13 protein-coding genes are annotated in these 14,477 nt (G+C 42.4%); 11 read left to right on the forward strand and 2 right to left on the reverse strand.

Annotated features, from left to right (window positions below):
• The first annotated feature begins 4 nt into the window (after nucleotides 1–4).
• The 3 genes from HMPREF2979_RS02090 to HMPREF2979_RS02100 all read left to right on the forward strand — a co-directional run bounded on the left by HMPREF2979_RS02090 (nucleotide 5) and on the right by HMPREF2979_RS02100 (nucleotide 1,932).
• On the forward strand, nucleotides 5–346 hold the full coding sequence (locus HMPREF2979_RS02090; RefSeq protein WP_014634018.1) for a P-II family nitrogen regulator: 342 nt from the start codon (nucleotides 5–7) through the stop codon (nucleotides 344–346).
• Between the two features lie 90 nt (nucleotides 347–436).
• Nucleotides 437–1,093, forward strand: coding sequence for a glycoside hydrolase family 73 protein (locus tag HMPREF2979_RS02095; RefSeq protein ID WP_064520854.1), 657 nt, complete (start codon nucleotides 437–439; stop codon nucleotides 1,091–1,093).
• A 17-nt stretch (nucleotides 1,094–1,110) separates the two neighbouring features.
• Nucleotides 1,111–1,932, forward strand: coding sequence for a Cof-type HAD-IIB family hydrolase (locus tag HMPREF2979_RS02100; protein ID WP_037601974.1), 822 nt, complete (start codon nucleotides 1,111–1,113; stop codon nucleotides 1,930–1,932).
• Nucleotides 1,933–1,950: 18 nt separating this feature from the next.
• Here the strand turns inward: HMPREF2979_RS02100 and HMPREF2979_RS02105 are convergent, their stop codons facing one another.
• Nucleotides 1,951–2,457, reverse strand: coding sequence for a YgjV family protein (locus HMPREF2979_RS02105; protein ID WP_037599703.1), 507 nt, complete (start codon nucleotides 2,455–2,457; stop codon nucleotides 1,951–1,953).
• 224 nt (nucleotides 2,458–2,681) lie between these two features.
• Here HMPREF2979_RS02105 and HMPREF2979_RS02110 point away from each other — a divergent pair, with 224 nt between their 5' ends.
• From HMPREF2979_RS02110 to HMPREF2979_RS02145, 8 genes are all read left to right on the forward strand, one after another.
• On the forward strand, nucleotides 2,682–3,758 hold the full coding sequence (locus tag HMPREF2979_RS02110; protein ID WP_070654898.1) for an SH3 domain-containing protein: 1,077 nt from the start codon (nucleotides 2,682–2,684) through the stop codon (nucleotides 3,756–3,758).
• 137 nt (nucleotides 3,759–3,895) lie between these two features.
• Nucleotides 3,896–5,527, forward strand: a complete 1,632-nt coding sequence (locus tag HMPREF2979_RS02115; RefSeq protein ID WP_070654900.1) for a Na/Pi cotransporter family protein — start codon at nucleotides 3,896–3,898, stop codon at nucleotides 5,525–5,527.
• Nucleotides 5,528–5,611: 84 nt separating this feature from the next.
• Nucleotides 5,612–6,760: an N-acetylglucosamine-6-phosphate deacetylase gene (gene nagA, locus HMPREF2979_RS02120; RefSeq protein ID WP_070655300.1), complete on the forward strand. Its 1,149-nt coding sequence runs from the start codon at nucleotides 5,612–5,614 to the stop codon at nucleotides 6,758–6,760.
• A gap of 105 nt (nucleotides 6,761–6,865) precedes the next feature.
• Nucleotides 6,866–8,110 carry a YkvI family membrane protein gene (locus HMPREF2979_RS02125; protein WP_070654903.1) on the forward strand — a complete coding sequence of 415 codons (1,245 nt, stop codon included), beginning with the start codon at nucleotides 6,866–6,868 and terminating at the stop codon, nucleotides 8,108–8,110.
• A gap of 457 nt (nucleotides 8,111–8,567) precedes the next feature.
• A complete protein-coding gene (glyQ, locus tag HMPREF2979_RS02130; RefSeq protein ID WP_002886077.1) occupies nucleotides 8,568–9,485 on the forward strand; it encodes a glycine--tRNA ligase subunit alpha in 918 nt (305 codons plus the stop codon).
• A gap of 283 nt (nucleotides 9,486–9,768) precedes the next feature.
• Nucleotides 9,769–11,805, forward strand: a complete 2,037-nt coding sequence (gene glyS, locus HMPREF2979_RS02135; RefSeq protein ID WP_070654905.1) for a glycine--tRNA ligase subunit beta — start codon at nucleotides 9,769–9,771, stop codon at nucleotides 11,803–11,805.
• 12 nt (nucleotides 11,806–11,817) lie between these two features.
• A complete protein-coding gene (locus HMPREF2979_RS02140) occupies nucleotides 11,818–12,075 on the forward strand; it encodes a DUF896 family protein (RefSeq protein WP_045769030.1) in 258 nt (85 codons plus the stop codon).
• Nucleotides 12,076–12,242: 167 nt separating this feature from the next.
• Nucleotides 12,243–13,634, forward strand: coding sequence for an amino acid permease (locus HMPREF2979_RS02145; protein ID WP_070438773.1), 1,392 nt, complete (start codon nucleotides 12,243–12,245; stop codon nucleotides 13,632–13,634).
• Nucleotides 13,635–13,704: 70 nt separating this feature from the next.
• On the opposite strand, the gene HMPREF2979_RS02150 is transcribed toward HMPREF2979_RS02145, so the two are convergent.
• Nucleotides 13,705–14,340, reverse strand: a complete 636-nt coding sequence (locus tag HMPREF2979_RS02150) for a hypothetical protein (protein ID WP_064524823.1) — start codon at nucleotides 14,338–14,340, stop codon at nucleotides 13,705–13,707.
• Nucleotides 14,341–14,477 lie beyond the last annotated feature (137 nt).

Here is a 14,477-nt window from a genome sequence, read left to right on the forward strand (position 1 = left end):
ACAGATGAAAAAAGTAGAAGCGATTATTCGTTCGGATAAATTGGAAGATTTGAAAAATGCCTTGACTGGTAGTGGCTTGGCCAAGGGGATGACTGTAAGTCAAGTTCTGGGTTACGGTAATCAACGTGGCTTTGCAGAGTTTGTTCGTGGACAGCGCATTGTTCCTACCTTATTAGCTAAGGTTAAGGTTGAAATTGTAGTTAAGGATATGGCGGTTGACGAAGTTGTTGATGTCATTCGGAGCGCCGTGGCGACAGGAGAAGTTGGTGATGGGAAGATTTTTATTGTTCCTATTGATGATGTTATCCGCATTCGTACTGGTGAACGTGGTGGAGACGCCATTTAATATAATGAAGGCTTAAACCGGTTGGTTTGGGTCTTTTTTAGTGAATTTTGATATACTTAGAGGAGTTAGTATGATTGAGGGGGTGACCAATTGGCAAAAGGAAAAAAGAAAAGTAAGTCTAAAGCTAGACCTAAGAAAACTAAAAAGAAACAGAAGTCTTTCCTGCTCTTTCCTAAATTTTTCCAAAAGTGGAGTCTGATTTTTATTGGCCTATTTGCCTTATTGGGACTCCTAGCTAGTTTGAATTTTCCAAAGTTGACTATGGAAAAAAACATGACATCTACAGATGAGAAGACGGTTGCTTTTATTGCCGAGATTGGCGAGACGTCGCGCTATTTGGCAGCTAGAAACGACCTTTATGCATCTGTCATGATTGCTCAGGCCATCTTGGAATCTGACTCTGGACAATCCAGTTTGAGTCAGAAGCCGTCCTATAACTTCTTTGGGATTAAGGGGGACTACAATGGTCAAAGTGTGACCCTACCGACCTGGGAGGATGATGGTAAGGGCAATCCTTACTATATTGATGCGGCTTTTCGTTCTTATGGTTCTGTTGAAAATTCTTTACAGGACTATGTGGATTTCCTTGAGGGAAGCTACTATGTAGGGGTGCACCGTTCCAATACTAAGAATTATAAGGATGCGACGGCAGCCCTAACGGGGGTCTACGCTACGGACACAACCTATGGAGACAAATTAAACAGCATCATTGAACAATATCAGTTAACCATTTATGACACTTATTAGGGTTGAAGGAGAGTAAAATGAATCAGAACCAAGTGAAACTCATTGCAATAGATATGGACGGGACGCTCTTAAATAGCCAAAAAGAGATTCCTGTAGAGAATATTAAGGCTATTCAAGAAGCAGCTGCGGCAGGTATCAAAATTGTCCTTTGTACAGGACGCCCACGTTCAGGTATTCTTCCCCATTTTGAGAAATTAGGACTGAGTGAAGAAGAGTACATTATCATGAACAATGGTTGTTCAACTTATGAGACAAAAAATTGGAACTTGCTTCAATATGAAAGTTTATCTCGCTCTGAGATGGAAGAACTCTTGCAGGCTTGCGAAGGCTTTCCAGAGGTGGCTCTAACCTTTACTGGTGAGAAGACTTACTATGTTGTGGGCGATGAAGTGCCTGAGCTAGTAGCATATGATGCTAGCACTGTTTTCACAGAAGCGAAGGCTAGAAGTTTGGAAGAGATCTTTGTGGAAGGCCAAGTGATTTTCCAAGCCATGTATATGGCTGATTCTGAACCTTTGGACGCCTTCCAAAACGCTGTGCAAGATAGACTTAGTCAAAGCTATAGCACAGTTCGTAGCCAAGACTATATCTTTGAAATCATGCCACAGGGGGCAACTAAAGCCAGTGGACTTAAGCATTTAGCGGAAAAACTTGGAATTGCTCCAGATCAAATCATGGCTCTGGGTGATGCTGCTAATGACCTTGAAATGCTTAAATTCGTCGGTCAAAGTGTTGCCATGGGTAATGCTAGTGACGATATTAAAGAGTTGTGTAAGTATGTGACCTTGACAAATGACGAGGCAGGCGTAGCCCACGCTATTCGTACTTGGGCTTTATAAGAAAAAGACCTTTAGCTTCTATCTGCTAAAGGTTTTTCGATTTTTAATAATGGCAACAAGAGTAGTCAGTGTGATGGTGACATCAGTGACGGCAGCTGGGTAAGCCTGAATGGTCAAATCGTAAATGAGCCAGAGTAACATATTCTCAATGATGACCCAGCGAAGCCACTGAAGGTTTCGTGTGATGGCAATGGCTAAACTATAAGAGACTGAAGAGATGATTGGCAGATAGCCAATAAGTCCAAGCTGATTGAGGTAGGATCCTAAGATGATTTGAATAATGATGAGGATGGTCAAGATAGCCTTGGTCATCTTCTTTTTGACCATCAAGCTATTACGAATGATGGAAATACTAATGGTTAAAGCACCCGTATAGCCCCCTAGAAGTAGGTTGGCAATAGCAGTAAAAATATAGTCGGTAATTTGCCAGACCAGCATTTTATGTTTTGATTTTGCAAAAGAGGATATGGCGACACAGAGAGCTCCGATGGCTGAGAATACTTGTGCTAGAAGATAGATTGTCATGGTATAACTTTCAATTTTTGTCTCCATTATATCACAAGGATTCAAGAGATTTTCATCTCATTTTTAGAATTTACAGCCCTAATATGTTAGCGTTTACATTAGAAAATGATATAATAAAAGTGTAGAAAAGATTGTTCCCTTAATAGTAGAGAGAACCCGATGTTGCCTTGTAACATAGGTCCTTTCTTTACTTTTTACGATAGACTAGAAATGAGGAAATAATTATGAAAAACAAATTTTCCCAAGCAATCGTGCTTTCCATGGTTACCCTTTCCTCAGTGGTTTTGTTGACAGCCTGTTCCAGCCATAAGGAATCGAGTTCAGCAGATAAGACGCCTAAGAGCAGCCAGGTGACCTCATCAAGTAAGGCTAAAACATCCAGTAAAGATAGCGGTAAGACTAGCAAATCTAGTGCTAAGGTCAAGGAATCTTCGGGTTCAAAGACGGAGTCTTCAAGCACGCAAAGTAGTCAAAAGGCTTCTGTCCCAAGTTCGAGTAGTAGTCAGGCTCAGTCATCATCTTCAAAGAGTTCATCAGTTCCCTCAAGTAGCCAGTCCCAAGCACCTAAATCATCAAACGAGAGCCAATCTTCAGCCAGTCAATCTCAAGTGCCAAAGAGCTCAAGTGATAGCCAAGCTTCAAGTAGCCAATCTAGCAGCCAAGCTCAAGCTAAAACGGATACGCAAGTAACCACCGTGGATATGGATGTGAGTGCTGTAGCGCGTGGTCAGTTTGATAGTATTGCTGGTACTTGGAAGTCCAGTGATGGCAGTCGTCTGGTCTTTAATAACACTAGTCTAGTAGGAGATATCACTGCCCAAGGTCAAGCGACAGTTCACAATTATGTGCACCCGAAAGATAATTATCAAGAAGGCTCAGGTAAGTATGATGCCACTCTTTCAAGAGATAGGGGGGACACCTCTGGTATTGTTGGCGATATTAGTTTTGTTTCTAAAAAGGCAGCTATTTCTGGTCCTAGCTATGAACAAGATACCATTCAAGTAACCAGTACTGGTGGAACAAAGGTCTACTTTAAAGAATCAGACAATGTGACGCTACCTAAAGATGTGACAGTTACTGACAATCAACTTCCAATTGATGGTGGTATAGCAGAATCTGGCAGTTACACGCTTACCAAACGCACAGTTGTCAAAAATACTCCTAGTGATACAGCTCCAGTTGAATTTTACTTAGAAGCAGGCGATAAGATTAACTTTGATATGAAGGTTACTCAAGACGGTCATAGTTGGATTTCTTACATCAGCTATAGTGGTGTTCGCCGTTATGTTCAAGTGGATTAAATAAGATATCTAGAAAGGTCAGAATTTCTTCTGATCTTTCTATTATTTTGTGGAAAAAGCCTTGTCTATTCCCTAATAAATCGATACAATAGAAAGGTCGGTTTAACCGAAAATTTTTAAATAATGAGGACAAAAATGTGTCAGTAAATTGGCAAGATATTGCGTTTTCTTTCCTCGGTGGTTTGGGGCTTTTCCTCTTTAGTATCAAGTATATGGGAGATGGTCTTCAACAAGCAGCCGGAGATAAGTTGCGCTTTTACATCGATAAGTATACCAGCAACCCGTTTTTAGGGGTTTTGATTGGTATTGTCATGACGGCCTTGATTCAATCGAGTTCAGGGGTTACCGTTATTGTCGTCGGTCTGGTTTCGGCAGGGCTTTTGAGTCTTCGTCAGGCTATTGGTATTGTCATGGGGGCAAACATCGGTACAACCGTAACTTCCTTCATGATTGGTTTCAAGCTTGGTGACTATGCCCTTCCAGTGATTTTCCTGGGGGCTGCGCTTCTCTTCTTTACAAGCAATAAGAAGCTCAATAATCTAGGACGTATCTTGTTTGGTGTTGGGGGGATTTTCTTTGCCCTTAACCTTATGGGAGATGCGGTAGAACCTTTGAAGTCAGTTACAGCCTTTAAGGACTACTTGGCAACCTTGGGTGATCGCCCAGTCATGGGGGTTATCATCGGTGCTGGCTTGACCATGTTGATTCAATCGTCAGCAGCGACCATCGGTATTCTTCAGAGTCTCTACTCAGGTGGTTTGCTTGATCTGCAAGGTGCCCTTCCAATCCTCTTTGGGGATAATATCGGAACAACAATCACAGCGGTACTAGCAGCTCTTGGTTCGAACATTGCGGCTAAACGTGTGGCAGGGGCTCACGTCCTGTTCAATGTTATTGGGACGGTCTTGTGTTTGATTCTTTTGGTACCATTCACAGCCTTGATTCAATGGTTTAAGTCTGTGCTTGGATTGACACCTGAGATGACCATCGCCTTTGCTCACGGTACTTTTAACATTGCAAATACTATTGTTCAATTCCCATTCATCGGAGTTCTAGCTTACCTTGTAACTAAGATTATTCCTGGTGAGGACGAAATTAACAAGTACGAAGCACTTTACTTGGACCGTTTGCTTATCACACAGGCACCAGCTATCGCCCTTGGTAATGCCAAGAAAGAATTGGTGCACTTGGCGTCATACGCCATCCAGTCTTTGGAAGCTTCATACGCTTTCTTTGCTAAGGGAGATGAGAAATACTTCGACAAGGTTGAGAAGTATGAAACAGCTGTTAACAGCATTGATGAAGAGTTGACAACTTACTTGATCGATATTTCAAACGAATCTCTTAGTGTTTCTGAAAATGAAGTTTTGGCAAGTGTGCTTGATTCTGTTCGTGACTTGGAGCGTATGGGTGACCTTGCTCTTGCAAGTGCTAATCTTTCACAACACATTCATAGTAAGGGAATTGAATTCTCTGAAACTGCCAAGGCTGAGCTTGCGGATGTTTATAACCGTACTCACCGCATCGCCCTTGATAGTATTCGTGTGGTTGTAGATGATGACAAGGTACTTGCAGGTCAAGTCATCCTTCGTCATGAAGAGTTGGAAAAACTTGCAAAACAATTGCGTAAAATACATACCAAACGTCTTAACAATGGTGAGTGTACTGCGCAAGCAGGTATCAACTATGTTGATTACCTCTCACATTACACACGTATCGCAGACCATGCGATTAATCTTGTTGAAAAGGTTACAGAAGGTGTGATTTAATAGAGAAAGTCGAGAAAATTTCTCGGCTTTTTTGATATAATGAAAGCGTATTAAGAATATAGAAAAATGATGAGAGGTGGTCCTATGACCTATTATATTTCAGCCAAACGTTTTTACTTTGAAAATAAAATCAAGGAAGGTGGCTACCTAGCGGTTATGGATGACCATTTCGGTGACTGGTTGGAAAAGGTACCAGAAGGTGCAGAAGTACTGGATTACGGTAATTATCAGATTGCTCCGGGTCTTGTAGATACTCATATTCATGGATTTGCGGGTTATGATGTCATGGATAATTCTGAGGAAAGTCTTCTAGGCATGAGTCAGGCCTTACTTTCAGCAGGTGTGACCTCTTTCTTACCGACAGCCCTAACAGCGCCATTTGAAGAGCTGAAGGCTATTTGCCAAACAACAGCTAATACGGTTGGTAAGGAAACTGGTGCCAAAATTCAAGGGCTCTTCTTTGAAGGACCTTATTTCACTGAGACCTATAAGGGGGCTCAAAATCCTAAATACATGGGCAATCCAAGTGTGGAACAATTGAAGGCATGGCAGGAGGCAGCTCAAGGAAAATTGATTAAATTGGCTCTTGCCCCTGAACGTGAGGGAGTAGCTGAATTTATCCAGGAAGCAACCAAGCAAGGTGTAACTATTGCTCTAGGTCATTCCAATGCGACATATGAAGAAGCTATGGCAGCAGTGGAAGCCGGGGCGTCCGTTTGGGTCCACGTCTATAACGGAATGCGTGGTTTTACGCATCGTGAGCCTGGTATGGTTGGGGCAGCCTTCGATAGTCCAGAAACGATTGGTGAGCTGATTGCAGATGGTCATCACGCGGTCCCTGCAGCTTGTAAGGTTCTTATCAAGCAAAAGACACCTCAAGGAGTTGCCCTTATTACGGACTGTATGTCAGCGGGAGGACGTCCTGATGGCGACTATATGCTGGGTGAACTTCCTGTCATCGTTGAAAATGGTACCGCCCGTCTCAAAGAAGGTGGTAACCTAGCTGGATCTATCCTTCAACTTAAAGACGGTGTTAAACATGTGGTTGATTGGGGACTTGTGACGGTTGCTCAAGCTCTGCAGATGGCAACTAGTGTTCCAGCTAAATCGGTTGGGCTTGAAAATACTTGCGGGAGCCTAAAAGTAGGTCTACCAGCTGATTTTATCGTCTTAGATGATTCCTTGGACTTACAGGCAACATATGTTGATGGGCAAAAAGGTTGGGAAAAATAAGAGAATAAGTAGCACTTTCTTATGAAGGTGCTGTTTTTAATTGATTTTTACAAAGGTGTTAGAGTAGTGTAAAATAGAAATACTTTATATTTTACAGGAGGTAATATGTCAAAACGTATTTGGAGCATTGCCCTGGCCTATGTCGGTGTAATGATTGGCGCAGGGGTATCTTCAGGACAGGACCTCCTACAGTATTTTGTTAGTTTTGGAGCCTGGGGACTGATAGGTGTTATAGTTCTAGGAATTTTGCATGTTGGCTTTGGGCGACTCATGATTGCTCTGGGAAGTTATTACCGCTCAGATGATCATTCGGTAGTCCTGGCAGAAATCAGTCATCCTGTGATTTACCGTATTTTGGATATCGCTTTGATTATCACTTGTTTCCTGTTTGGTTTTGTGATGACAGCAGGTGCAGGGGCTAACCTAAACCAGCAGTTCGGCTTTCCGATTTGGGTAGGTGCTTTCCTTTGTACAGCTCTGACTATCTTTGTGAGTTTCCTAGATTTCAAAAAAATCATCGGTGTTATTGGGGTTTTTACCCCTATGATTTTGATTATGATTGCCATGATATTCGTGACCAATGTTTTAGGACGTCACTGGGATTTTGCTGAGATGGATAAGGTGTCGCAAACCATTCAATCTCCTTTTCCGAGTATTTGGCTGTCTGTGGTTAACTATTTTGCTGTTTGTGTCATGTCAGCCATAGCCATGGCCTTTGTCATGGGTGGCTCTATTCTCAAAATCAATGAAGCTGAAAAGAGTGGGGCCTGGGGAGGATTTATGGTTGGTGTGATTTTCTTCGTCACGACCTTGATTCTCTTTGCTAACAGTGATAAAATTGCTAGCTCAGATGTTCCTATGTTGGCTATTGCTAAGGAAGTGAACCCTATCTTTGCGACACTCTACGCCTTAGTCATCTTTGGTTTGATTTTTAATACCGTCTTTAGTCTCTATTATGCTCTTGGGAAACGCTTCTCAGCAGGTAGTGATAAACGCTTCAAGTTCTTTGTGGCTGCATTTGCCCTGGCTGGTTTCGCTATTTCCTTCATGGGCTTCCGTCAACTGGTAGCGGTTATGTATCCTATTATCGGTTATCTGGGAATGCTGATGTTGGTAGTGCTAGTTGTGGCTAGCTACCGCAAAAAAGCCAAAATTCGTAAGGAAAAAGAAATTCGAAATCATCACTTGTCTATCGTTGAGAAGTCTTATGATCCCAATCAAGATTTAACCCATCAGGACAAGAAAAAGGCCGAAGAACTTCGAGATGCCTCAATTATTGATAATGACATTCTCCATAAAGATAGCCATGCACATGTTCGTCAGGAAATGGGAATCAGTGAGAAGGATTAGAATTTTATTTTACAAGTTTCCCTATTTCTGCTATAATACTGACAAGAAAGAAGGGCTTATGGCGTTTTTCTAGCGAGCTTGGGATAGTGAAAGCCAAGTAGAGCAAAGTAGGCAAGTGGCGCTTTCTCTCAGTAAAGAGCTGAGTACAAACAGATAAAATGAAGTAATAAATTAGGGTGGAACCGCGTTTCTGACGCCCCTAGGTCAAATGACTTAGGAGCAGAGACATGGTTCTTTTTGTATCCTGAGTCACAAGAAACTTTATGAATAAGGAGTAAATAATGTCTAAAAAACTAACCTTCCACTGCGTCAGTGGCAGATACCTCCTTATAGTCGGACTGCCCCACGCTTCAGCACTAGGTTGCCTGAGCTAGACGCAGTACTAACTCGTCTTGCCTCGTATAATCGACGAGGCAGACTCGTGTCGCAAGAAATCATTTAAATCAAGGAGTATTTAATGTCTAAGAAATTAACATTTCAAGAAATTATTTTGACTTTGCAACAATACTGGAATGACCAGGGTTGTATGCTCATGCAGGCTTATGATAATGAAAAAGGTGCGGGAACAATGAGTCCTTACACTTTCCTTCGTGCTATTGGTCCTGAGCCATGGAATGCGGCTTATGTAGAGCCATCACGTCGTCCAGCTGATGGACGTTACGGAGAAAACCCAAACCGTCTTTACCAACACCACCAATTCCAAGTGGTTATGAAACCATCACCATCAAACATCCAAGAACTCTACCTTGAGTCATTGGAAAAATTGGGTATCAATCCTTTGGAACACGATATTCGTTTTGTTGAAGATAACTGGGAAAACCCATCAACTGGTTCAGCTGGTCTTGGTTGGGAAGTTTGGCTTGACGGTATGGAAATCACTCAGTTCACCTACTTCCAACAAGTTGGTGGATTGGCAACTGGCCCGGTAACTTCTGAGGTCACTTACGGATTGGAACGTTTGGCTTCTTACATCCAAGAGGTAGATTCTGTTTACGATATCGAGTGGGCTCCAGGCGTTAAATACGGAGAAATCTTCCTTCAACCAGAATACGAACACTCAAAATACAGCTTTGAAGTTTCTGACCAAGATATGCTTCTTGAAAACTTCGAAAAATTTGAAAAAGAAGCAGGACGTGCTTTGGAATTGGGTCTTGTTCACCCAGCCTATGACTACGTTTTGAAATGTTCACACACCTTCAACTTGCTTGACGCTCGTGGTGCTGTATCAGTTACAGAACGTGCCGGTTACATCGCCCGCATCCGTAACTTGGCCCGTGTCGTAGCCAAAACCTTCGTCGCAGAACGTAAAAAACTTGGTTACCCACTTCTCGACGAAGCCACACGCGCAAAACTCCTAGCAGAAGAGGAAGAATAAAAAAGAGTTACAAGAATGGAAAATGGGCAAACAAAGTGAGCCCACATGGCTACCCAGAGGCAAGTCGAAGACTTGCTAAAGGGATAGGCACCGCCGTACTGGTATATGGGGATTTTTGAAACGTTAGGTTCAAAAATCAGTTGGCTAAATCCACTTTGATGAGACTATTGGAAATCGATGTGGAGAAGACAGAAGATTTCCCTACAGCCTCACAAAGTTAGTTAGCAACGTCCCCAGTACCTAAGGTGCCTATCAACAAGAAGAATTTTGTAAAGGAAAAAACATGACAAAAAACTTATTAGTAGAACTTGGACTTGAAGAGTTGCCAGCCTACGTTGTCACACCAAGTGAAAAACAACTCGGTGAGAAAATGGCAGCCTTCTTGGATGACAACCGTCTTTCATACGAAAGCATTCAAACCTTCTCAACACCACGCCGTTTAGCTGTCCGTGTGATTGGTTTAGCAGATCAACAATCTGATTTGACTGAAGATTTTAAAGGACCTTCTAAGAAAATCGCCTTGGATGCAGATGGAAACTTCTCAAAAGCGGCTCAAGGATTCGTCCGTGGGAAAGGCTTGACGGTTGATGATATCGAATTCCGTGAAGTCAAAGGGGAAGAGTACGTTTATGTTACGAAGCACGAAGCTGGAAAACCAGCTAAAGAAGTCTTGGCTGGCGTTCCAGAAGTGCTTGCTTCATTGACTTTCCCTGTTAGCATGCACTGGGCTAACAACACCTTTGAATACATTCGCCCTGTTCATACCTTGATCGTTCTTTTGGGCGACGAAGCACTCGACCTTGATTTCTTGGATATTAAGTCGGGTCGTGTGAGTCGTGGGCATCGTTTCCTTGGACATGAAGTAGAAATTACCAATGCGGATTCTTATGAAGAAGACCTTCGTACCGTTTACGTAATTGTGGATAGCAAAGAACGTGAAAACATGATTCGTGAGCAAATCAAGGCCATCGAAGCAGAACAAGGTGTTCAAGTTCAAATCGAAGAAGGACTTTTGAACGAAGTCTTGAACTTGGTCGAATACCCAACTGCCTTTATGGGAAGTTTTGACACTAAATATTTGGACGTTCCAGAAGAAGTCTTGGTGACCTCAATGGAAACGCACCAACGGTACTTTGTTGTACGTGACCTTGATGGTCAGCTGAAACCAAACTTCATCTCAGTACGTAATGGTAACGCTGAGCACTTGGAAAATGTCATCCGAGGAAATGAAAAAGTCTTGGTGGCGCGTCTTGAAGATGGTGAATTCTTCTGGCGTGAAGACCAAAAACTTAAGATTGAAGACCTCGTTGCTAAATTGGCGAACGTGACCTTCCATGAAAAAATTGGTTCTCTTTCAGAACACATGGCCCGTGCTGGTGTTATTGCAGCGTCATTGGCTGAGCAAGCTGGTTTGACTGCAGAAGAAACGGCAGCCGTCGCTCGTGCAGCTGAAATCTACAAATTTGACCTCTTGACGGGTATGGTCGGAGAGTTTGATGAATTGCAAGGGATTATGGGTGAAAAATACGCCCTCCTTGCAGGTGAAGATGCTGCGGTTGCGACAGCTATCCGTGAGCACTACCTTCCTGATTCAGCAGACGGAGCCCTTCCAGAGACTAAGGTTGGTGCTATCCTTGCGCTTGCAGATAAATTGGATACCCTCCTTTCCTTCTTCTCAGTTGGCTTGATTCCATCAGGTTCTAATGACCCTTATGCGCTTCGTCGTGCAACGCAAGGGATTGTTCGTATCTTGGATGCTTTTGGTTGGCACATCCCTATGGATGAGTTGATTGACAGTCTTTACGGACTTTCATTTGATAGTCTTTCATATGACAATCAAGCAGAAGTGCTCAACTTCATCAAGGCGCGTGTGGACAAGATGATGGGACGCACATCAAAAGATATCAAAGAAGCTGTTCTTGCTGGTTCAAACTTCGTGGTTGCGGATATGCTGGAAGCAGCTGACGCCCTCTCAGAAGCTGCTAAGACGGATGGTTATAAGGCGGCTGTTGAGTCACTCTCTCGTGCCTTCAACTTGGCTGAAAAAGCAGATGCTTCAGTAGTAGTCGATGCCGCTCTTTTTGAAAATGATCAAGAAAAAGCTCTTGCCCAAGCAGCAGAAAATCTTGAATTGACAGGTTCAGCTAGTGATAAATTGGCACAGCTATTTGCTCTTAGTCCAGTCATCGATGCCTTCTTTGACAATACCATGGTGATGGCAGAGGATGAAGCTGTTAAAAACAACCGTTTGGCCCTTCTTGCAGGTCTTGTGTCTAAAGCTAATGCTGTTGCAGCCTTCAACCAATTGAATACAAAATAGAGGTGAAAAGGAATGGATCCTAAAAAAATTGCTCGTATCAATGAGCTTGCTAAAAAGAAAAAAACAGAAGGTTTGACTCCAGAAGAAGCAGTGGAGCAAGCAAAGCTTCGTGAAGAATACATTGAGGGCTATCGTCGCTCAGTTCGTCACCATATCGAAGGAATTAAAGTGGTTGACGAAGAGGGTAACGATGTGACACCTGAAAAACTACGTCAAATACAACGTGAAAAAGGTTTGCATGGCCGTAGTCTCGATGATCCTGAATCATAATAACGATGAACAAGGGTTTGGAATGTTTCCAAGCCCTTGTTTTGAAGCATAAAATTCTGAATATTCTGTATAAATTTGACCAATTATTTCAAAAATGGTAAAATATAAGTTATGTTAAAAATGGCATGATTCAGTGAGTTGTGCTAAATAGAATTGGAGTGAAAAAAATGTCGCAAAAGCAACATCATAAAGACGACGACAACCAGACTGAGAATGGGATGGTGCGTGGTCTTCAAAACCGTCACGTCCAGCTGATTGCCATCGCTGGTACGATCGGTACAGGTCTCTTCCTCGGGGCAGGTCGTTCCCTCTCCCTAACAGGACCTTCAATCATCTTAGTATATATACTGACTGGTATTTTCATGTATCTTATGATGCGAGCAATCGGTGAGATGCTCTATATGGATCCTGACCAACACACCTTTATCAACTTTATTACCAAATACCTTGGTAAGGGCTGGGGATTCTTCTCGGGTTGGTCTTACTGGGTATCACTTATTTTCCTTGGAATGGCAGAAATTACGGCCGTATCAACTTATGTCCAATATTGGTTCCCAAGTTGGCCTGCCTGGCAGATTCAGATTGTCTTCTTGCTTATCCTGAGCTCGGTTAACCTGATTGCGGTTAAGATTTTCGGGGAAGTTGAGTTTTGGTTTGGGATGATCAAGATTATCACCATTCTTGCTCTTATCGCAACAGGTATCTTCATGGTAGCAACCAACTTTGAAACGCCTGCTGGACATGCTAGCCTTGCCAATATTACACACGGCTTCCAGATGTTTCCTAAAGGTTGGGTAAGCTTTGTTATGACCTTCCAAATGGTCTTCTTTGCCTATCAAGCCATCGAATTTGTAGGGATTACAACTTCTGAGACAGCGAATCCACGTAAGGTCTTACCAAAGGCAATAAAGGAGATTCCGATTCGTATTGTCATCTTCTATGTGGGTGCCCTCATTGCCCTCATGGCTATCTTCCCATGGCAAAAACTTCCAGTTAATGAATCACCGTTCGTAACGGTCTTCCAAATGGCTGGTATCAAGTGGGCAGCAGCCTTCATTAACTTTGTTGTCTTGACAGCAGCGGCTTCATCATTGAACTCAACACTTTACTCTACAGGTCGTCACCTCTTCCAAATTGCTAAGGAAACACCAAATAGTAAAGTCATGAAAGCTTTGAAGCTAGATACTTTGTCACGTAATGGTATTCCTTCACGTGCCATCATTGTTTCAGCCATTGTGGTATGTGTTTCAGCCTTCATCAATGTCTTGCCTGGTGTATCTGATGCCTTTGCTTTGATTACCGCATCATCATCAGGGGTCTACATCGCTATCTATATCTTGACCATGCTTGCTCATCTCAAGTACCGTAAATCTCAAGAGTTCATGGCAGATGGCTTCCTTATGCCAGCCTACAAGATTCTCAATCCATTGACTATCCTTTTCTTCATCTTCGTCTTTGTTTGTCTCTTCTTGCAAAAGTCAACAGTTGTCGGAGCTATTGGAGCAGCCATCTGGATTGTCGTATTTAGTATCTATAGTAACTGGAAACACAGCAAATAAATCAATTTAGCTCACCTTTATGGTGAGTTTTTTGTTGCAAAAAAAGGACACAAGGTGTCCCAGTTATTAGTTATGCAATACTTTCTTGGTTTCCGTGGTGAAAGAAGCCACCTAAGAGGCCTTTGCTACGATGAAAAATAGCAGGCTTATGATCGTTGTGTGAACGACCATTAACATCAAGTTTAGCCCATTCAAGAGCCTGGTAGGCATTTCGGTCTGAAACTGTAGATGTCCCAATATAGCTATAAATACCTGCCTGAGCAAGAATAAACCCTTGTAGTTGACGAATATGCTCATCATTGAGTGCTTCAGAAAAATGGATTTTAACTGTCTTATAAGTCAAGGCTTGGACAGACTCAACGATAGGTGATTCTGCTAGGAGGTGCAAAAGTTCTAGATGCTTAGTAAAGTACTTATCATAGTCCATTGGAAGAATGATAGTATGGGCAATCCAATCTTCCAAGTTGGCTTTGGCTTTCTTACTGAGACCTTTTGCTGTGATACTGAGATTATCTATATTGAAAGGAAGCTGGTCGATGTGAGCAGTGTTCGAACCATATGCCTTTCTGAAAAGCGGTGTACTTGATAGAATATGTCCAGTAGGGGAAATAATAGCCAAGGCAGTTTCCTTGGTTTGGTAACCAAGCTTGTGGCATTCCATGCTAGCGTATGTATCTTTAAATTCAATAATTGCTCTTGTTTTCATCGTGTAACTCTCTTTCTGTTAGTTTATAAACTAACAATAGTTTATCATGACTTATACTCTTGGTCAAGAATTTACCTCGAAAAACAAAAAACAATTATGTAAGGGCTTGCAAAAACGTTTGGACTCTGATAAGATAG

Source organism: Streptococcus sp. HMSC078H12, from assembly GCF_001814615.1.
Lineage (GTDB): Bacteria > Bacillota > Bacilli > Lactobacillales > Streptococcaceae > Streptococcus > Streptococcus salivarius_F.

Coding starts and splice junctions, on each gene's coding strand:
- HMPREF2979_RS02090 (WP_014634018.1), top strand. CDS start 5: ATGAAAAAAGTAGAAGCGATTATTCGTTCGGATAAATTGGAAGATTTG.
- HMPREF2979_RS02100 (WP_037601974.1), top strand. CDS start 1,111: ATGAATCAGAACCAAGTGAAACTCATTGCAATAGATATGGACGGGACG.
- HMPREF2979_RS02105 (WP_037599703.1), bottom strand. CDS start 2,457: ATGACAATCTATCTTCTAGCACAAGTATTCTCAGCCATCGGAGCTCTC.
- HMPREF2979_RS02110 (WP_070654898.1), top strand. CDS start 2,682: ATGAAAAACAAATTTTCCCAAGCAATCGTGCTTTCCATGGTTACCCTT.
- nagA (WP_070655300.1), top strand. CDS start 5,612: ATGACCTATTATATTTCAGCCAAACGTTTTTACTTTGAAAATAAAATC.
- HMPREF2979_RS02125 (WP_070654903.1), top strand. CDS start 6,866: ATGTCAAAACGTATTTGGAGCATTGCCCTGGCCTATGTCGGTGTAATG.
- glyQ (WP_002886077.1), top strand. CDS start 8,568: ATGTCTAAGAAATTAACATTTCAAGAAATTATTTTGACTTTGCAACAA.
- glyS (WP_070654905.1), top strand. CDS start 9,769: ATGACAAAAAACTTATTAGTAGAACTTGGACTTGAAGAGTTGCCAGCC.
- HMPREF2979_RS02140 (WP_045769030.1), top strand. CDS start 11,818: ATGGATCCTAAAAAAATTGCTCGTATCAATGAGCTTGCTAAAAAGAAA.
- HMPREF2979_RS02145 (WP_070438773.1), top strand. CDS start 12,243: ATGTCGCAAAAGCAACATCATAAAGACGACGACAACCAGACTGAGAAT.
- HMPREF2979_RS02150 (WP_064524823.1), bottom strand. CDS start 14,340: ATGAAAACAAGAGCAATTATTGAATTTAAAGATACATACGCTAGCATG.